Origin of the sequence: Levilactobacillus parabrevis ATCC 53295, assembly GCF_001434055.1 — a bacterium.
Lineage (GTDB): Bacteria > Bacillota > Bacilli > Lactobacillales > Lactobacillaceae > Levilactobacillus > Levilactobacillus parabrevis.
The window spans coordinates 37,015-56,161 of record NZ_AZCZ01000009.1 but is presented as its reverse complement, the minus strand read 5'-3'; the positions used below and the strand labels follow the sequence as shown (position 1 = coordinate 56,161).

Here is a 19,147-nt window from a genome sequence, read left to right as displayed (position 1 = left end):
CATTGCCAATTCAATTGGTGATGGCGCTTTTTGTCTGCCGTTTTACAGCGCGCCAGACGGTACTGGTGCTGACGCCGAACTGCTGGGCAATCTCCCGGTAAGTCTTTCCGGTCGCTCTCAGTTGGCAGAAGATCGCGGGCGTAGGCACTAACATCTTGGGCTGTGATACCATTGGTTGCTGGTCATCTGCTGACTGAGGCACGTCCTCCACCCCTACATCACTTACCGAGTCCAACCGGATACCTGCCTGGGGACGTGTCAAAACCAGGGGTTCCGTCTGTTGAATCTTAGCCAGGGCATTAACGACGCAGTGCGTGGTCTGCGCATCCCAGAGAGCATTGTGCTGGTGCGGATTGAAGATATTCAAGAGTCCTGCCACGCCATTCAATGGCAAATAATGATGGGTATCCTTCTTGCGATGATTACTGCGGTTAATGACTTGATTGGTGTAAATGCTGCCGTCAAACACCGCTAGTTTCATATTTAGGAGCGCCTGCTCCGCTGCTGAGAACGCATCAAAGTTAACGGCCAATGTGTGTCGGAGCAAGCGCAGATCGTTGCTCTTGTCCCAAAAGACCAGTGGCAACTGGCGGGCCAGAACTTCATGGATAAAGGCCTTCAACACAGTCACCGGATCCGTTTGTCTGTCATATTCGGCCAAAGTCAATTGGGTCTCCTTGAGTCCTCGTAGTTTAATCTCAGCCGAGAAGTTGGGATTGTCCAAATAACGGTTGAAAAATAGATCCAGTGCCTGATTACCCGCGTATCCCAGAACTGCCAACTGAAAAATCCCCGCCTTTTCACCATAAAACGTGGCCCGCCGCTGCACGGTGCTGTCGCCCTGCCGCTGAGTTCTAAATAAGATTCCAAATTCACAATCGATCACCGCGTATTTCTCTGGAATCTCAGTCAATGTCTTGACCGTTGGGAAAACAGCCGCCAGTTGTGCCTTGAATTCATCGGTCAGTGGCTGCGCAGTCGTCACGGGCAGCCTATACCCATTCGTCTTTAGTAGTGCCGTTACGCTCATGTCCGCAACATCGGTATCGTAATTGACAATCTTTTTGGGTCCTAGTGTCAGTGAGTGCCCTGACGTTGAGTTAATCACAAACCGCTGGCGGGTATCGATCGTAATTTGCGTAATCTCACCCCAGCTGGCGTAGTTCTTCGCCACCAGCAACTGCCCCGAGCGATCGACCTGACAAATGGGATAATCGACAATGTAGACAAAGTGATTCTCCTGCGGGAGCTTGTCCAGCGCCCGTCGTTCCGCGAAAACAATCTTAGCCGTCACCATCATCCCCCGCTTCAGAATTTTGATTATTCCCAGCTTACCGGATTACTTTCTCAAAAGCTACCAAAACGCTTTACAAAATTAATTATTAAAGCCGTTACATAAATTCATGCATAATCCAGCGTCAAAAAAAGTTCAGGGCACTTGACCCCGAACTCGCACACGACGATTATCGATGATTCTCTAAATATCTTACGGTGTCGCGGCCTAACCGGTTCATCGCGCGATACTGCTGTGCCTGATTGCCTTGCTGCGCCATGACCACAACGGTATAGGTGCCGTGTTTCGTTCTAAAAAGACTAGCATCGTTTTGCACGCCCTTAGCTGGGAATTCACCAGTCTTGTTGTAGACCGCGGCATGCTTCACCATTTTTGGTAATTTTGAATGGTTCTTGCAATGATGAAGTAAGGTCATCATCTTATTATCGTAGGTCTTTCCCAACAATTTACGCTGACTGACCAACGTTAAGAAACGCGTGAGATCGTTGACCGACGTGTAATTATCGTGCCCCCGCTGTAAGGCCCGTGTGTCCATCATATAGCGACGCAGATGGGAGTGATTAAAGCCATAGGTCTTCATCGTCTGATTGACCCGCTTGAACCCGCCGAGCCGATTAATCAAGCGATTGGTCGCAGCATTGTCGGAATTGTGAATCATCCGTTTCAGATCCGTCTTGACCGTCTTCGTCAACTTCAAGTGGTGCGCCCGTGCGCGCTGAAAAATCGCTAACATGACGTAAACTTTGATCGTACTGGCTGACCGCTGTCCCTGGACCTTCTTGTTGCCCGTCGTCACCGCCAGCGGCCGTTGTCCGAGCCGCGTGACCTTGACGGACCAACGACCGTGAACGGGGCGCATGTCGCGTTTGACTATCTTCTTAATTGCTGTCTGCTCATGGTCGACCGTCGTTGCTTGCGCCGTTGTTCCCACAGCGCCAAATACACCGCAGCTAATCAATACCGCCAACATTATTTTCCAATACCGCATATGTCCCCCGCCTCGTTAACTATTTACTAACTTATATTTTACGCCTAATTAGCCAAAAGCAATAGGTCACAAAAAATCGCCACACCTCCGGCTCAGCCCAACCGGCTGATTTTCTGCGTGACGATCGCTTATTTTATTTTCTCCAAAATTACCAATCTAACGTGTTGCCCGCAAAGACTTCGGGCTGATGATTGCTCAACAGGTAAGCTTGTCCGTTCTCACCAAAGCTCAGGCCTTCAAATTCTCGCTTAGAGGCGAAGTGAGTCCACTTCACATCCTGTCCGGTCAGGTGTCCGCTTCCAGTGAGCTTAGCCACTGGCAGGCTGGCAATCGACTCATCGGCAACCAGGTACAGGCGATCATTGTTGGGATTGAACGCCATGCTCTGTACACAGGTTCCAGGCCCGTGCCTCAGGACTTGACTAGTCAGCCGAAAATCAACGTGATGCCGGCCAACGCGGCCCTGGTAAATATACACGTCCGTGGCATTCGGTCGGGTCCAGAAGTAGGCGCGCCCCTGATGATCAAACGCCAGCACGTGGCCACCGGGAACCGCAAAGTCCCCCGCACGTAACCGGAAACGAATCCGCTGGACCGGTGTCAGCGTGCTGGCACTTAGTTGCTGAAGATAGCCGTACTGGCTAACGGGTACCCGTGGCGCGGATTCACGGTCGCACCACATGTAAAGCTGGTGGGTCTTCCAATCATAAGCCAACGACTGGCCGTGACCGGTCACGAAGGCCGGGCCTACCTTGATTGCCGTACGAATCTGCTTTTCCTTCGCCGACAGGTTAGCTGCAATCGTGTAGACCCGTTGAATCTGATGCGGCGTTGCCTTTAGACTAGCTAATTTACGCATATTGAACCGCACGATGCGGCCACGGTTGTGCCAAGCCGTCGGGCAGTAGACGACATATAGGTAATGCCCCACCACGGCCATACTCTGCGGATCACCCCAGGCTTCCCCCTGATAACCTAGTGTGGGCAGGAGGTACTTCGTGGTAAACGTCACCGCTGATCCCTGATCACTGGCAATCGTGTTGGTCCCGTGAAGGTTGGCGGCTTGCGCATAACTGCTGGGTACCGTAACAAAATGGACTTGAGTATCATCGAGTGGACGTAACTTGTCCGGCGTTGCCAGAGCGGCCGCATGTTGATCCACAGTCGTCATCGCGTGAGCCGGTACGGTTGCAGTGACGCCCCAAATAAGACTTACGAGCAATGCTCCCCATAAATGAATTTTTCGCATAATCCATTACCCCCCAATCTTTTCAGCCAGTATAAGTCGGCCAGAAAAAACCGGGGTCTCAAATTATTTTCATTACTCACTCAACTTACTAGCTACCAACCGCGCCGATTGCCAGCCAAGATTTCCGGATTATGGTTGGTGAGCAGGTAGGCCTGACCATTGTGCGCAAACGCTAAGCCCTCAAACTCCCGCCGTGAAGCAAATTTATTCCAAGTCACATTATGCTTGGTGAGATGACCATTACCATTCAACTTTTTCGCCGGCAACTTGGCAATGGAATCATCGGCGACCAGGTAGAGTTGCCCCGTTCGCGGATTATACCCCATACTCTGAACCCGCGTCCCCGGACCGTGCTGGAGAACCTGATGGGTCAACCGAAATTTCACGTGATGCCGCGTGACCCGGCCCTTATAAATATAGACGTGATGGGTCGTCGGCCGCGTCCAGAAGTAAGCATTGCCGTATTTGTCAAACGTTAAGACATGGCCGCCTGCCACCGCAAAATGCCCGTGCTTCAACCGGAACCGCACCTGGTGAACAGGCTTCAGCTGGCTACCGCTAATCTGACTAATGTAGCCATATTTATTGGCTGGCACCCGTGGCGCCTTTTCCTTGTCACACCACATATAGAGCTGATGATCATGCCAGTTATAAGCCAAGGATTGGCCGTGTCCCGTCACAAATGCAGGGCCCACCTCGATGGCGCGTCGAATAGCCTGCGACTGGCCGCTTCCGCTGCGATAAGTTCGCTGAACTTGTTGTGGTGTCACGTGTAGCTTCCGCAAAGCCACCACGTCATACCGGACGATGCGCCCCCGATTGTGCCAAGCCGTCGGGCAGTACACCACGTAGAGATAGCGCCCAGCTGCTGCGATGCTCTGTGGATTGCCCCAAGCCTGATGCCGATAACCGGGATACGGCAACAGATAGTTTGTCTTAAAGGTGATGTGGGCCCCTCGCGTTTGCTTGATCACGTTTGCCCGATGGAGGTTGGGCGCATGCCGATAACTCTTGGGCACCTGCACATAATGCACGGCACTGTCATTAATGGCCCGGAGTCGACCAACGCTTAACGCACTAGAACGCTGATGGACGACGTGATAGGCCGCCGCGGGCGTACTCGGCAACACCCCCAATACGCCTAAGAAAAGGCCTATGACAAAGAACAACGTAACGCGTTTCCAATTCAACATAAAAATCTCTTTTCCCCAAAATAAACGTCTAAAAATAATCAACCACCTTAAGTATAAAGCATTCTTGCCAAAAGCTTCAGTATTTACGCCGAAAAAAACACGTGCCACCTAAAATGGTCACGTGCCTGTAAGGGTTGTAATTTAGTTAGCTTAGATAACTTCGCGTTTGAATGGGTCCTTAGAAATCCCCTTGTCGAGAATGTCCTTGCTCCATTCCTTAGCGGAGAAGAGGCTGTGGTCACGGTAGTTCCCACAACTGTATTTGTCAGTCCCCTGAACATCCTTCCATTCCGTATCAAATGCGATTCGGTGAAGGGCAGCCTTCAGTGCCTTGGCAACTTCTTCGGTGGATTGTTCACCCCAGGTAATCAAGTGGAACCCGGTCCGGCAACCAAATGGTGAACAGTCAATGACGCCGTCCATTTCGTCACGGAGGTAGCCCGCTAACAAGTGTTCAATCGTATGTAACCCGGCCGTTGGAATTGCATTGGTGTTGGGTTGAACTAACCGTAAATCAAAATTCGAGATAACGTCACCCTTCGTTCCCGTTTCACGGGTAATTAAACGAACGTAAGGTGCCTTAACAGCGGTGTGATCTAACGTAAAACTTTCAACTTTTGCCATTATTGTGCCAACTCCCTTGTTAAAAATATGTGTACATCTTTACTGTACACCAACCGCCCCAGCAGTTGCCACTAATTACTTGTCGCCTGCGGCTGTCAGAAACTCCGCCTGCTGTGGGGACCGGTCCAAGCCTGAGGTGCGGTCTTGGACCTCCTCCGGCTTAAATAGTCTTCATTATCTGGGAACTTCCTGTATCCACCCGATAGCACTAATAACCCAAAATGGCACTACTCAAGAAAACTAACCTACTATCCAATCTTTCTCACCAAACAACGCTATCCACTAGTTAAGTTTCTCTTGCAGTTTCTCTTGCAGTTTCCTAAAGTTACCTAAGAAAATATCAAAACTAGGCGTCCCCTTCGCCATCGCTGCTAAAGCTGGCTATACTGGGTTGCGGATTAAGAGATTTAGGGGAGGAATCATCATGCAAAACACACCATTACCACCACGTCGCCGGACCTTCACACCTCGTCGTCACCACTTACGGCGATGGCTGCTTGCCCTCTGTAGCCTGCTCGTCATCGGTGGCGGCATCTATGGCTGGTGGGCCTGGCACGCGGCTCAGGCAACCTTTTCACAGACCTACCGTGCCGATGGCCTCAAACCAACGAACACCGCGCTGACCAGTGGTAAACCCTTTGCCATCCTATTGTTAGGTACCGACACCGGTGCGCTGGGCCGCCATGACGTGGGCCGGACCGATACCATGATTGTCGCGACTATCAATCCCCAAAAACAGACGGCCAAGCTGACCAGCATCCCCCGCGATACGCTCGTCAACATCTATGGTAGCCAGCAGGACGAGGAGAAAATCAACGCCGCCTATCCCCTCTATGGCGCCAAGACGACCGTCAAGACCGTGGAACACCTCGTCAATATTCCCATCCACTACTACGTCCTGCTGAACATGGGCGGTCTAAAGAAAATGATCAACGCAGTGGGTGGGGTCACCGTCGATCCCTTGCTGACCTTCCACTATGAACAGGCTAACGTGGTCAAAGGTCATAAGATTCATCTGAACGGAGCCAGTGCCCTCGCCTACTCACGGATGCGTGACCAGGATCCGCTCGGTGACTACGGTCGGCAGGCACGCCAACGCCAGATCATCAAGGCCCTAGTCCTCAAGGAGGCCAGCATCAGCTCGCTGACCCGCTACCAGTCCGTGCTAAATTCACTGAGCAGTAACCTCCAGACCAATCTAACCTTCAACGACCTCATGTGGCTCCGCGCCAAGGACGGTCACACCAGCCGCCACATCAAATCGCAAACACTTCAAGGCGAAAACGCCACGCTCAACGGCATCGACTACCAGATTGCCCCGCAGAGTGAAGTCGCCAAAGTTTCAACCGATCTTCGCCAGGCACTGGGGCTGCCAACAGCGAGTGATTTTCAAACAGACGCCCTCGATCCAGTTGGATTCTAAAACCAGGCGCTCCTCTACCGGCTAGCTAACCTCACCGCTTCGTACACCCCACCCTGATTAGCTAAAATACGCTCCTGCAGACATTTTCACAAATTCCCGCAGAAGCGTATTTCTTATACTTTATTAATTTGTCTACCGACAACTAAGCGTCTTCCGCCTTGTGCTGCCGCGCTTGCCAGATACGCCAGCCGATGATCAGAACGCTCGCATCCCCTAGTAAGGTTCCTAACCCAATCAGCAAGTTACCGGCACTCGTTACCATCAAGCCAGACGTTGCCGGAAACCGTGCCAATAGCGCCAGTAGTGTCGTGATCCACAGGCTCCCCAACACGGCAGGTAACCAGGCGTTCGGGTGCTGCCGATTCTGCCACCAGGCCAAACCGGTAATGATCACAGCGAAAACCAACAACGTAATACTACCGCCGACCCGCGTCAGATAGACGAGGCCGTGTGCCGGAACCGTGCGCGCGGCGATCCCCATCGCAGCCAACAAGCCCACGATGATCACCAGCCACCCGATCAGCCGGCCTCGGATCGTAAATCGTTGCGTCAGCCAGCGTCCCAGTCCCATCGCCAGAATAAACAAACCATACTGCACGGCTACCAACAACAGCTGGAGCGGTACCGCCGGTAAGATCACACTCGGTAAAATTGTCCCCAGGGTAAAGACCAGCAACGGCACTAGGGCGTCCCAAGTTTGCCACCAGGAACGTTGCTCGACCAGTTTGCCCATGGCGATGGCCACGGTTGCCGGACCACCACTCAGATAGTCTTCGGCAGACTGACCGACCTTTTGTGCAGCCAGAATCTCCGTTAAGAGATCCGCCAAGTCCCGCTGTAGCAAGGTCTCATTCGCCGCATACTTCGGCTGTTCTCGTAAATGCTTGACGAGTTGACTCCAATAGGCCTGATTGACCGTATTCAACTGATCCCGCATCACGGCATTTCGTTTGATAATCGTTGCGATTCGCGCCACGACTGCCACTCCCTTCGAAAAAATACTCTGTTCCCATAATAGGGAAGTTTCCAACAAAACACCACTGATTTCTATATTTTAGCGAAAATGCAGGCCGCACCAGAGCCCACTGGCAGCCAACAACAGCCCACCGCCGACACTCAGGACTAAATACCCTAGTGCAGCACCAAAATGCCGCTGATCGGCTAACATGACCAGCTCATGGCTAAAGGTCGAGAAGGTGGTAAAGCCACCGAGAATACCGGTTCCTAATAACACGGTCAATGGCTGATCGAGTTGCCAACCGCTCAGGCCACCAAGTAAAAAGCATCCCACCCAATTAATAGCCAAGGTTGCGACTGGCCAATGGTTGCCAGTCCACCGTTGAATGACTCGCGTTGTCCCGTAGCGCCCCAGAGCGCCAATCGCCGCACCGAAGCCAGCCACCGCGGCCATCATGATTCCTCCTCCACGGGAAAGGCCCACCAGCGCCGAGCGCTCCAGACACCCAGCCAGCTGAGTAGCAGGCCACCAATTAAGGTAATTCCAACGTAGAGCCCCGCAACGCCCCAAGCCTGGTGGTTCAGGAGTCGCTCCAGGTCCAAGCTAAACGTCGAAAAGGTTGTAAACGCGCCTAAACCACCGACACCTAGCCCAACGCTCACCGCACTAGGCCACCGGGCTGTCACTCTTTCTGCGTGGGACAGCCAGGCTAGCAACCCACTCCCTAACAAGTTGACGAGGACCGTAGCCCAAGGAAAGCCAGCAGTAACGGGCAGAACAACCCCCAGTAAGTAACGGCTCCCACCACCGATAAATGCACACACTATAATTGCAAAAACATTGGCCATAGATCCGGGCCACCTCTCGAATAATATCTCTCGATTATACCAAAAAAGCCGCCATAATTGGCGACTTCCGGATCAATGTGTCTTAACAACTAAGTCTAAGGCATCCTGCAGTTCAGCTTGCTGATCCTCGTCGAGTTGATTCTCGGCAATACACTGTTTGACGTTCTCGGCGACAACAACTCCCATCATCCGCTCCACACCAGAACGAACGGCGGCCAATTGCGTCAGGATATCCTTGCACTCCCGTCCCTCATCGACCATCTTTAAGATTCCTTGGAGTTGCCCGTCGGCTCGCCGTAACCGGTTTTTGAGTTGGTTCGACGTCGTTTGCACCATTAGGCCGTCACCTCAGTTAACTTTTCATCAATGTACTTCTTCAGGGCTGACTTGGGATGGAAACCGACAACCTTTTCCGTAGGCATCCCATTCTTGAAGATGACCAATGACGGAATACTCATGATGCCCAGGGACTGTGCGAGGTCTTGGTTCTTATCGACATCGAGGGAGGCAAACTTGACTTGGTCGCCATAATCCTTGTCGAGATCCTCGAGAACCGGCGTCTGCATCTTACATGGCCCACACCAGTCAGCCCAGAAGTCTACGACCGTCACCGCAGTGTCGTCACCAATGTGTTCGAAATCCTTACTTGTAATAGCTTGCATACTTAGCAACTCCTCATCAAAATTAATTAGTGGCCTCAGTATACCCCCATAGGTATCTTTTGACTAGTCTTTTGCCTGTCGGTTGCAGAATTGCCAGCTATCAGTGACTCCTGTAGCTACAAAAAAAGCTCAGCGCCCTCACGCCAAGCCTCATTAGAATCGTTTTCTACAGTTAAACGTTCTCTGAATCTTCGTCCATCCCAGCCGTCAGACGTGGATGGTTATTCCCACGCTTCGTTTCCTTTTCAACCGCCATCTGAGCCACAATGTTCAGGTAGTTGAATGGGGCATCGAAGTTCGGGTTGAACAGCATATCAATGAAAGCTAAATCATCGATCGTGTTGCGGTTCTGAATCGCAATTGAAATGGCGTTAGCTGACTGTGCAACTTCATGTTGACTCAGGAATTGAGCTCCCAAGACCCGCCGGTTTTCCCGGTTGTAGACCAAATTGATGGTCAAGTCATCAGTCGATGGCATGTAGTCTGGCCGCCAAGTTCCTTGGAAGGTCACTTGGTCAGCGTCAATGCCAGCTCGCAAGGCGTGGTCAATCGTCAACCCGGTAGAAGCTAACGTCCGGCCAAAGATTTGCATCGCTGACGTGGCTTGCGTTCCCATGTACTTCTGGATGTTACCGAAGATGTTGATCCCGGCCAGCATCCCTTGACGCACGGCATTCGTCGCAAGTGGCGTGTAGGCTGGTTTGCCAGTTGGATTGAAGTTAACGACACTAGCGTCCCCACAAGCAAAGATGTCTGGGTTGGACGCCTGAACGTAGTCATTGATGATGATTGCGCCGTGCCGGTCCATATCAACCTGGCCCCGTAACAATTCTGTATTGGGTACGAACCCAGTGCAGACAACAGCTAAGTCAGCCGTAAAGTCACCGTTCGTTGATTCAATGACCAGTTGGCCATTATCATCACCGGTAAAGGACGTGACCCGACTATTCAGCATGACCTTAACCCCGTGGTCTTCCAAAATGCTAACAACGTGATCGGAGAATTCCTTGTCAACGTAGTGGTTCAAAATGATATCCCGTGACTGAATCAACTGAACATCATGCCCGGTCCGCGCGTAACTTTCAGCAAGTTCCGTCCCGATATAACCGGCCCCGATAATGGCGATTCGCTTGTTGCCCTTGGCCGCTTTATCAATGGCGATCGCTTGATCGTAGTTCTTACACATTAAAACCTTTTCTTCATCGATGCCGAAGATTGGTGGCACGGTCACTGTCGACCCGGTTGCCATAATTAATTTATCATAAGTATCCGTGGAAACGTCCCCAGTGTCCATATCCACGATTTCAAGTGATTTAGTTTCTGAATCGATCTTAATAACGTTGCGGCGCGTCAAGACCTTTGCACCAGCTTCAACCAACGCTTCGGGTGAAGAATAGAACATATCCTCCAGGTGCTTAACTTGACCGTCAAGGAACAGTGAAATCCCGCAAGACAAGAATGAAACCGTCGTGTGCCGTTCGTAAATAGTCACATCAGTTTCCGGATGATCCCGTAAAATTTGTAGCGCTGCATTTGTACCAGCGTGTGTACTACCAACAATGATGACTTTCATGTTTACCCTCCTACATGAAAAACGATTCTAACGATAGTCTACTTGAAAGTTAGCGAAAGATAAATGACTTCGTCTCGGAAAACAGGGAATATCCGGTCAAAGTCTCACATTTCAGAGATAATGACGGGCGAAAGTGCAATTTGCACATATCTTTTCACCGTTTTACTTATAGAATCATCATAATTTTCTATATAAGTAAGCGCTGTTTCGCAACGTTATGTAGGCTTATTGTCCATTTCTTCAATTTCACCCATTCGTTCGGCTTTTCCCATTCATCGACACCATAACTTATCTCGCCCCTTTTTAAAATGACCAGATTAAATCGCTTACCATCGAAATTAAAGGACAGCCTAAGCCCCTTATCATGCTATAAATAACGGCTTTGCTAGGATTTCTCCAACGACTATCTACCGTAAAATTGGGACACCCTATTCATGGAATTCACAATTTTATAACCACTTAATTCCAATCGTCACATTTTACTTGCGAACAACCTAACGAGCGCTTATGATGACTGTAGTTAGTTCGTGATACGTTCTGACCTTAAGCACTGTGATAGATGATAGGAATCACTGTCTATAGATGCACTCCCCCCAAAACAAGTGATTTATTAACAGATTCCTAAATAAGGTCCCGAGTAATCCGCATGTTACTCGGGACTTTTTCTATACAAAAACGCGTGAGCCCTTAGCTCGCGCGTTTTGTTTTAATCAATTGAATGGCGCGTTGCCCCAGAAAGGGAATCGCCAGTAAGACGATGAATAACCAGGTGAAGTTATTTCTAACGAATGGCGTATTGCCGAAAAAGTAGCCCACCGCACAGCAGCTCCCCACCCATAGAAGGCTTCCCATCAGGTTGTAGAGGCGGAATTGCCGCCAGGTCATCTCAGCCGTGCCGGCCATGATCGGTACAAACAAGCCAATGAACGGGATAAATCGCCCCACCAGCATGGTCTGGTCCTGATTGCGGTTAAAGGCCGCTGTCGCCTCCGCCACCTTCTGATCCGGTAACCGCTCGATCAGTTTATCCTGGGTATTGTGCCAGTGCAGCGTCGTCAGGTACTTAATCGCCGAACCCAGGGTGGCCGCCGTAGTAAACATCAAGACGAGCAGCCAAATATTTAACCGGGAATTCGGGTCGGCCGAGATCGACCCTACCATAAAGAGTAGCGACTGTCCCGGAATAAAGGAGAAGATTAACATCCCTGATTCCAGAAAGATCAAGAAGAACAGCACGGGGTAGATGCCGGTTCCCAACTGATTGGTCAGCGGCACTAACACATTCAGCGGATGCCAGATCATATCCCAAATCTCTAATAAAAACGTCATGTGAAAGCCCCCTCTATCTTATTTTTATTCGAACACGACTCACTCGTGTCCCGTGAATTTCACGAAATTCAGTCACACTTGCGCCCTTACTTATCAGGCGAACAATCGGATTACCACCGTCTTAAGCGGCAAAGACCAGCCCTAACATCCGGACATTTACCAGCCAAATTAGCCCTAAAAGTAACGGAATGTCAGGCCAATTGTCAGACAACTATTGTGATGACCGCCAGCGTCACAATGGCTAGCAACTTTAATAACTGACGATTAGTGGTGACACATTGTTGCCACCATTGCGATTGATATATGTGGCGTATAAATAATTAACGGGTGCACACCTCAAGAGTACCCCCCAAAAATTCGACATTTAGGAACACCCCGCTGGGACACGCCACTTCCCCGCCTTCTCGACATCCCCAGCCCCTCCGACCACGAAGTCTACTCAACCCAGTCAAAGTGTCGCCATCCAGCGTCGTTACTATTCGTTTCTCTATTATACGGATTATTCGCAGAAAGTCAGGCACTTTCGTCCAAAATAAAAAGCGACCCATTCAGTCATTGGGGTCGCAAAACGTTGTCGTCACCATCTTTAGCAGCATAAAATTGTTTTTGTTCACGACAATTGCTTCAGCTATTTAATTTTTCGTGCGCTGATCAATAAACGGCCAAAAGTGTTGTGGCACAAGGGATAACCCTATTATTAGTAAATTTATGGAACCAATCAATTGCACCTGAGAGGTCAAGGCGTTACACTACAAGCAAGTTAGTAACTACGGATGTTACTAGCTGGGTTGTACCAAATTCTTATTACTCTTTTTTACGAGCAGCAAGTAGCACTCCCCCAAAGTATCTATATTCTGCTCGTATCCCCCCTCAAGCCGCGATAGCCTTAATATCGTGGCTTTTTTTGCGCGTGTTTAACCCTGACGCTGTGACGGCCAGCCAAAGAACGACCTGACCTAGTCCAGCACCTGTACACCGACGCCAATTAAGCCCGGGCCGGTATGAACACCCAGCGCCGGTGACACGTCGCCAGCATACCATTCCAAAACATTGGGATGGGCCGCCTTTAATTTCTCAAGGACGGATGCGCGCAGCTCCGGGTTCACCCCATCACAGACGGCGACGTTGACCCGCTTGGCATCACCAATGGCGTCATTGACCAGCGCTAGTAACTTGGTAATCGTCCGCTTCTCACCGCGCACCTTGGCGATTGGGTAGTAGATTCCTTCTGCATCACAGGAAATAATAGGCTTCACGTTCAGTAAGGTTCCAGCCATCCCGGCAACCTTGCCGATCCGACCACCCGCCTGCAGATATTTTAAGGATGGCACGTAAAAGAATACTTTGGTCTGCGCCGTCACCCGTTCCACCTCGTCTACGATCTCTTGGAATGACTTCCCGGCAGACCGCAAAGCAGCGGCATAAATGGCCGCAAAACCACTGCCGATTCCCACACTTCGAGTATTGACCACGTGGACCGTCAAATCCGTGTCAGCGGCCAGCAATTGCGTTTCCTGATAGGTTCCAGAGAGTTCCGCTGAAATGCAGACAGAGATGACGTGGGTGTAGCCGGACGCTTGAATTCGTTCCAGAGCTTCCATAATGTGCTTCCCCGTGGGACTCGCCGTCGTCGCCCGTTCGGTTGCTTGCCGCCGGTAAAATTCTGCCGGGGTAATCGTGACCCGGTCCTCGTAGGCGCGATCCCGAAAAATAACGTTCATTGGCATCAGGGCCATGTCTGCCGCTTCCAGAACAGCCGCCGGAACGTCAGAACATGAGTCCACTAAAATTGCAATTTTCTCTTGTGGCATGGGTGTTACCTCGTTTCTCCTAGTATCGTTCTTGGATAATAATCGTTATTATAACGCAATTATCTAGTTTTGGGAACTAGGTCATCTACCGTTAGTTCCATATGTACCTTTACTAAGCTGGACACTTGCATCCATTAAGCCAGCAGAAAAGTTGATTTACGTGTAATCTGAATGTAGCCGAAAAAAATTTTTTTCTGTTAAAATTAAGCCGGAACTAATTCTGGTATTAGCCCTGCATATGCAACTCATCCTGGTTCCGACAGTTACCGCCACTTTGAATAACACTTCACACAGTCAATCACTGCAACCATGAAACCGGCACCACACTGTTGTGTCCTCTCCCAAGCAAGCCCTGCTAGTCCGTTTTTACGCTGACAAGAAAAAGGCTTCTACTTATACAAATATTTTTTTGGAGAACCAAAACTTCAGCCTGGTAAGGTTGACATTGCGGCTAGATAGCCTATACTTACGTTTGGAAATGAAGTGAGTGATCGACATCAGTTTTCCGATTTTGCTCTTATTTGCACCATCTATTACTGGTTCCGACCACGTACTTACCAGGAAAGACAGAAGTCACTTGACTACCTGAATTTCTAAGCCAATAGAAAAGAGGGATTTTATGAAAAATCATGAAACCGACCCAAAGTCCAAGCACCATATGATTGGATCCACTGACTCTAACCAGAAGAGCCTCGATGAAGTCAACGGTACCGTTGAAGTACCGCAAAACGCAGGCTTCTGGAGAACCCTAATGGCCTATACAGGCCCCGGCGCGTTAATTGCCGTGGGGTATATGGATCCCGGGAACTGGATCACTTCAATTGCCGGTGGTGCGCAATACAAGTACGCACTGCTAACCGTTGTTCTGCTATCCAGTTTGGTTGCCATGTTGCTACAAGCCATGTCGGCGCGGTTGGGGATTGTTACGGGTAAGGATCTCGCGCAACTGACGCGAGAACGTACCGGTAAGAAGACCGGACTGTTCCTCTGGATTGTCACTGAATTAGCCATTATGGCCACGGATATTGCCGAAATTATCGGGTCCGCGATTGCTTTAAAGTTATTATTCGGTTTCCCATTAATTGTCGGCCTGATCATCACTGCCGCCGACGTCTTAATTCTCTTAATCCTGATGAAGCTGGGCTTCCGTAAGATTGAAGCCATCGTCGCCACTCTGGTTGCCGTCATCCTCTTCGTATTCTTGTATGAAGTGATTCTCGCCAAGCCAGAAGTCACCCAGATGTTAGAGGGTTACATTCCTTCCAGCGCTATCGTGACTAATCACGGCATGCTCTACCTGACCTTAGGGATTGTCGGTGCAACGGTCATGCCCCATGATTTGTACCTGGGCTCATCAATCTCACAAACGCGGAACTTCGACCGGAGCGACCGGAAGAGTGTGGCCAAGGCCATCAAGTTCACCACGATTGACTCCAACATTCAGTTAACGATTGCGTTCGTTGTAAACAGTCTGTTACTGATTCTGGGGGCTGCCCTGTTCTTCGGTACCAACAGTGACCTGGGTCGCTTCGTTGACCTGTTCAACGCCCTCAGCGATAACCAAGTCGTCGGCGCCATTGCCAGTCCACTTCTCAGTATGCTCTTCGCCTTAGCCCTGTTGGCTTCCGGGCAAAGTTCAACCATTACTGGGACGCTGGCTGGACAGATTATCATGGAAGGGTTCATCAACCTGAAGATGCCACTCTGGGCACAACGGCTGCTGACTCGGTTACTCTCCGTGACACCAGTTATCATCTTCGCCGTCATCTACCACGGTAATGAAGCGAAGATCGAAGACTTGCTAACATCCTCGCAGGTCTTCCTGAGTATCGCGTTACCATTCGCCATGATTCCACTGGTGCTGTTCACCAGTAACAAGGACCTGATGGGTGAATTCGTCAACAAGACCTGGTCTAAGGTCTTGGGATGGATCATCGCCGTCATTCTGATTATCCTGAATATTTACCTGATTCTAAATACACTAGGCATTACCGCCTAGAACTAACACTCGACTTGCAAAGGTCGGGTGTTTTTTTGACTTCTGAGATAGCAACAGGTATAACTAAATTTATAATTGGTGATTTTAACAATCTACGTAGCCACCTAATCTCTTAAAGTGCGAGGTGTTTCCCGTGAAAGCCAACTTCCTAACAACCCTGCGGACCCATCTCATGACTCCCGTGGTCGCCGATGCGCCAGCTCTATACGCCCTGATCGATGCGGATCGTGAAAATTTGGCACGGTGGATGCCCCGCACGGCCAGCCTCAAATCAGTGGAAGACGAGGCGGCCTACCTGTTCCGTTCCCAGGAACGCATTGCCAACAATCAATTCTGGCTAGCGGTCATCTGGGTTGGCAATCGTCCGGCCGGAACGATCGACCTTCACAATTTCCAGAACGGTCACGCCGAGATTGGTTACTGGCTGGGCCGCGACTTCCGGGGCCGCGGTATTATGACGCACGTGTTGGGCATTGTCGGGGACGTGGCCTTCAGTCAGCTGGACCTTCATCAGCTAGAATTGATCATTGCCACGGCCAACACAGCTAGCCGTGCCGTCGCCCAGCGCCGCAGGTTCCATCAAGACGGTATTCTGCGAGAGCACCTGTTAACGGCTAGTGGCAACTATGATGACGCCGTCGTCTATACCAAGTTAGCTCGCGAATTCGAGGCTTAATTTCATTAAAGGTCAGGGAGGAAATTGACCGCATGTTAAAAGGGAACTGCGCACAAAACGCAGTTCCCCTTTTTCAAATCTATTTCAATTGTGTGACCATGAAGCTTTAAGCGCGTTGACCACCATCGACCGTGAATTCTGCCCCGTTAGCGAAGCTAGATTCATCGCTACCCAGGTAGACACAGACTTCACCAATGTCTTGTGGCTTGCCTAAGTGTCCAACCGGCACCGTCTTCACGATGGCGTCGCGAGCAGCTTCCGGAATAATCGCCGTATCGATCCAACCAGGATGAACGGAGTTGACCCGGATGTCGATACCACGTTGCGCCAGGTTCAGTGCCGTGGCGTGGCTTAACATCCGACTCCCACCCTTACTTGCGGAGTAAGCTGGGGCCAATGGCAGCCCAACCAGGCCGGCAACGGAGGACACATTGATGATGGACCCCTTAGCGTCGTTGGTCTTCTGCATAGCCTTGATACCAGCCTTTTCACCCAAGAAGTTGGCCGTCAGGTTAATGTCGATGACCTTCTGCCAGTCTTCCAGTGACAGGTCTTCAATGGCACTGTTGACGCCACCAATCCCGGCGTTGTTGACTAAGATATCCAGCTTGCCAAATTTAGCGATCGTGGCATCGATAACCTTCTGCCAATCAGCTTCCTTAGCGACATCTTGTTGGACGAAGAGACTGACATCGTCCCCAAATTTCGCGACAGCAGCGTGACCGCCATCAACGTTATGGTTGGCCGTAATGACCACCTTAGCCCCTTCACGAACGTAGCATTCAGCGATACCTAAACCAATTCCAGCGACCCCGCCGGTAATAATTGCAACTTTTCCCTTTAAACGATCAGTCATCTTAAAATCATCCTTTCAACATTTCCTATTGTTCAGAATATCACATTAAGTGGCTTGGGGAAAATGTTTTGCCTAAATAATTGTGACCCTTCATCTGCCAACTAAAAAAAGAGCAGGTCATTGGGACCCACTCCAACTTATATTAAAATTTATGCGGTAAGACTAGCCCACCAAACTCGTTTTCGTTTGGCCGCTCACGCTTAACCACTAATTCTTGATTAACGAAGCTTGAAATCCCAGTCTGTCCAAGTTCCCGACCGAAGCCAGACTTCTTCACCCCACCGAATTCTAACTCTGGTAGAGAGCTGAAGAAGGTGTTGACGAAGACCATCCCAGTCTCAACCTGCGAAGCTAATTCCGCACCGTATTCGGCGCTACCGGCAAAGACGATCCCACCCAAGCCGTAATCGGAGTCATTGGCTAACGCCACAGCTTCGGCGTCATCCTTCACCTTGTAGACCTGAGCCACGGGGCCAAACATTTCCTTCCCATAGGCCGGATTATCTTTGGTGATGTCCGTCAAAATAGTCGGCATAAAGAACTGACCCTCGTCGTCGATTGGTTCATGGACGTAGTACGCCGTTGCGCCACCATCCAAAGCCATGTCGACCTGCGCTTGGAGGTGTTCTTTGGCCTTCTTGGAGTTCATGGGTGCCAGCGTAGTTGCTGGATCCATGGGATCACCCATCTTCACACTAGAGAAGGCATCCTTCAGCGCTGCCAAAAGCTCATCGTAATTGTTTTCCGTGACAATGAATCGCTTGGAAGACGTGCAGACTTGCCCGGCATTGTAGAGCCGTGCTCGCGGTGCAATCGCCGTCACATCAGCCATGTTGGCATCGTGCGCCACGATGAAGGCATCGGTTCCCCCGAGCTCCATCGTGTTCTTCTTCAAATATTTACCAGCAACTTCGGCAACTGCCACCCCGCCACGTTCCGAACCGGTCAGGGCCACCCCTTGAACCCGTTTGTCGGCGACCACCTGGGACACTTGATCGTAAGACAGGAAGAGGTTAGTCAGCGCACCATCGGGAGCCCCAGCCCGCCGCACAGCATCTTCAAAGGCCAACGCCGACGCTGGCGTGATTGCTGCGTGTTTGAAGACGATGGGATCGCCGACCGCAAAGTTAGGCGCGAAGATCCGCATCATTTGGTAGTATGGAAAGTTCCACGGTTCTACCGCCATCAGGACGCCCAGCGGATGATCCTCGATTTGTGCGTCACCAGCAATCGTATTGATGGTCCGTGGCTGTAGGAATTCTTCGGCGTGGTCCGCATAGTATTCCGCAATCTGAGCACACAATAACACTTCACCCTGGGCTTCCACAAAGAGTTTACCCATATCGATCGTCAAAACTTTGGCCAGACTGTCCGTCTCATCTCTAAAGAGCTGCGCGAGTTTACGCAAAACAGGAATCCGGGTAGCTACGGGATCATTCCGCCACTTTTTATAGAGCGCTTGGGCCTTGGCGAGACTCTCTTCAACGTACTCTGGTGTTGCATCAGCATAGGTCTTTACAACTTCATTGGTATAGGGATTCGTCGTCTGATAAGCCATAATCGTTGTCCTCCTAACGGGATCGTTCACATTCACAATGTAACCCTTTACAAAATATACTATACCCGCATGAATCGTTAAATACCAGCATTTAGATTGTGATGTT

18 protein-coding genes are annotated in these 19,147 nt (G+C 50.6%); 3 read left to right on the top strand and 15 right to left on the bottom strand.

Translation table 11 applies throughout. From position 1 onward, the window contains the following. Positions 1-10 precede the first annotated feature (10 nt). The 5 genes from FD07_RS03775 to FD07_RS03755 all read right to left on the bottom strand — a co-directional run bounded on the left by FD07_RS03775 (position 11) and on the right by FD07_RS03755 (position 5,348). The gene (locus FD07_RS03775) at positions 11-1,294 is read right to left on the bottom strand and encodes a helix-turn-helix domain-containing protein (RefSeq protein WP_162254216.1); all 1,284 of its coding nucleotides are present in this window, start codon (positions 1,292-1,294) and stop codon (positions 11-13) included. A 169-nt stretch (positions 1,295-1,463) separates the two neighbouring features. Further along, complete coding sequence (locus FD07_RS03770; protein ID WP_020088904.1) at positions 1,464-2,264, bottom strand: serine hydrolase; 801 nt, start codon at positions 2,262-2,264, stop codon at positions 1,464-1,466. Between the two features lie 166 nt (positions 2,265-2,430). Then, the gene (locus tag FD07_RS03765; RefSeq protein WP_020088905.1) at positions 2,431-3,531 is read right to left on the bottom strand and encodes a hypothetical protein; all 1,101 of its coding nucleotides are present in this window, start codon (positions 3,529-3,531) and stop codon (positions 2,431-2,433) included. A 92-nt stretch (positions 3,532-3,623) separates the two neighbouring features. After that, positions 3,624-4,724: a hypothetical protein gene (locus FD07_RS03760; RefSeq protein WP_020088906.1), complete on the bottom strand. Its 1,101-nt coding sequence runs from the start codon at positions 4,722-4,724 to the stop codon at positions 3,624-3,626. Between the two features lie 150 nt (positions 4,725-4,874). Next, the gene (locus FD07_RS03755) at positions 4,875-5,348 is read right to left on the bottom strand and encodes an S-ribosylhomocysteine lyase (protein ID WP_020088907.1); all 474 of its coding nucleotides are present in this window, start codon (positions 5,346-5,348) and stop codon (positions 4,875-4,877) included. Between the two features lie 424 nt (positions 5,349-5,772). Between FD07_RS03755 and FD07_RS03750 the strand changes: the two genes are divergently transcribed. After that, positions 5,773-6,771, top strand: coding sequence for an LCP family glycopolymer transferase (locus tag FD07_RS03750; RefSeq protein WP_020088908.1), 999 nt, complete (start codon positions 5,773-5,775; stop codon positions 6,769-6,771). A gap of 142 nt (positions 6,772-6,913) precedes the next feature. Here the strand turns inward: FD07_RS03750 and FD07_RS03745 are convergent, their stop codons facing one another. From FD07_RS03745 to FD07_RS03710, 8 genes are all read right to left on the bottom strand, one after another. After that, entirely contained in the window at positions 6,914-7,747 is an 834-nt protein-coding gene (locus FD07_RS03745) for a DUF1129 domain-containing protein (RefSeq protein WP_020088909.1), read from the bottom strand. Positions 7,748-7,825: 78 nt separating this feature from the next. Next, positions 7,826-8,185, bottom strand: coding sequence for a fluoride efflux transporter FluC (locus FD07_RS03740; RefSeq protein WP_235804783.1), 360 nt, complete (start codon positions 8,183-8,185; stop codon positions 7,826-7,828). Further along, positions 8,182-8,577: a fluoride efflux transporter FluC gene (locus FD07_RS03735; protein WP_020088911.1), complete on the bottom strand. Its 396-nt coding sequence runs from the start codon at positions 8,575-8,577 to the stop codon at positions 8,182-8,184. Before FD07_RS03735 ends, FD07_RS03740 begins: the two co-directional genes overlap by 4 nt. A 72-nt stretch (positions 8,578-8,649) precedes the next feature. Beyond that, on the bottom strand, positions 8,650-8,913 hold the full coding sequence (locus FD07_RS03730) for a metal-sensitive transcriptional regulator (RefSeq protein ID WP_020088912.1): 264 nt from the start codon (positions 8,911-8,913) through the stop codon (positions 8,650-8,652). Beyond that, a complete protein-coding gene (gene trxA / locus FD07_RS03725) occupies positions 8,913-9,239 on the bottom strand; it encodes a thioredoxin (protein WP_020088913.1) in 327 nt (108 codons plus the stop codon). The genes FD07_RS03730 and trxA overlap by 1 nt, the downstream gene beginning before the upstream one ends. Before the next feature lie 172 nt (positions 9,240-9,411). Further along, complete coding sequence (locus tag FD07_RS03720) at positions 9,412-10,812, bottom strand: FAD-dependent oxidoreductase (protein ID WP_020088914.1); 1,401 nt, start codon at positions 10,810-10,812, stop codon at positions 9,412-9,414. 687 nt (positions 10,813-11,499) lie between these two features. Next, positions 11,500-12,141, bottom strand: coding sequence for a VTT domain-containing protein (locus FD07_RS03715; protein ID WP_020088915.1), 642 nt, complete (start codon positions 12,139-12,141; stop codon positions 11,500-11,502). A gap of 956 nt (positions 12,142-13,097) precedes the next feature. Further along, positions 13,098-13,952, bottom strand: coding sequence for a DegV family protein (locus tag FD07_RS03710; RefSeq protein ID WP_020088916.1), 855 nt, complete (start codon positions 13,950-13,952; stop codon positions 13,098-13,100). Positions 13,953-14,571: 619 nt separating this feature from the next. On the opposite strand from FD07_RS03710, the gene FD07_RS03705 reads away from it, so the two are divergent. Together FD07_RS03705 and FD07_RS03700 are read left to right on the top strand one after the other, a co-directional pair. Next, on the top strand, positions 14,572-15,951 hold the full coding sequence (locus FD07_RS03705) for an Nramp family divalent metal transporter (protein ID WP_020088917.1): 1,380 nt from the start codon (positions 14,572-14,574) through the stop codon (positions 15,949-15,951). Between the two features lie 133 nt (positions 15,952-16,084). Further along, entirely contained in the window at positions 16,085-16,627 is a 543-nt protein-coding gene (locus tag FD07_RS03700; RefSeq protein ID WP_020088918.1) for a GNAT family N-acetyltransferase, read from the top strand. A 106-nt stretch (positions 16,628-16,733) separates the two neighbouring features. Here FD07_RS03700 and FD07_RS03695 read toward each other — a convergent pair whose 3' ends face one another. Together FD07_RS03695 and FD07_RS03690 are read right to left on the bottom strand one after the other, a co-directional pair. Beyond that, the gene (locus tag FD07_RS03695) at positions 16,734-17,483 is read right to left on the bottom strand and encodes a glucose 1-dehydrogenase (RefSeq protein WP_020088919.1); all 750 of its coding nucleotides are present in this window, start codon (positions 17,481-17,483) and stop codon (positions 16,734-16,736) included. A gap of 142 nt (positions 17,484-17,625) precedes the next feature. After that, a complete protein-coding gene (locus FD07_RS03690; RefSeq protein ID WP_020088920.1) occupies positions 17,626-19,041 on the bottom strand; it encodes an NAD-dependent succinate-semialdehyde dehydrogenase in 1,416 nt (471 codons plus the stop codon). Between the last annotated feature and the right edge of the window lie 106 nt (positions 19,042-19,147).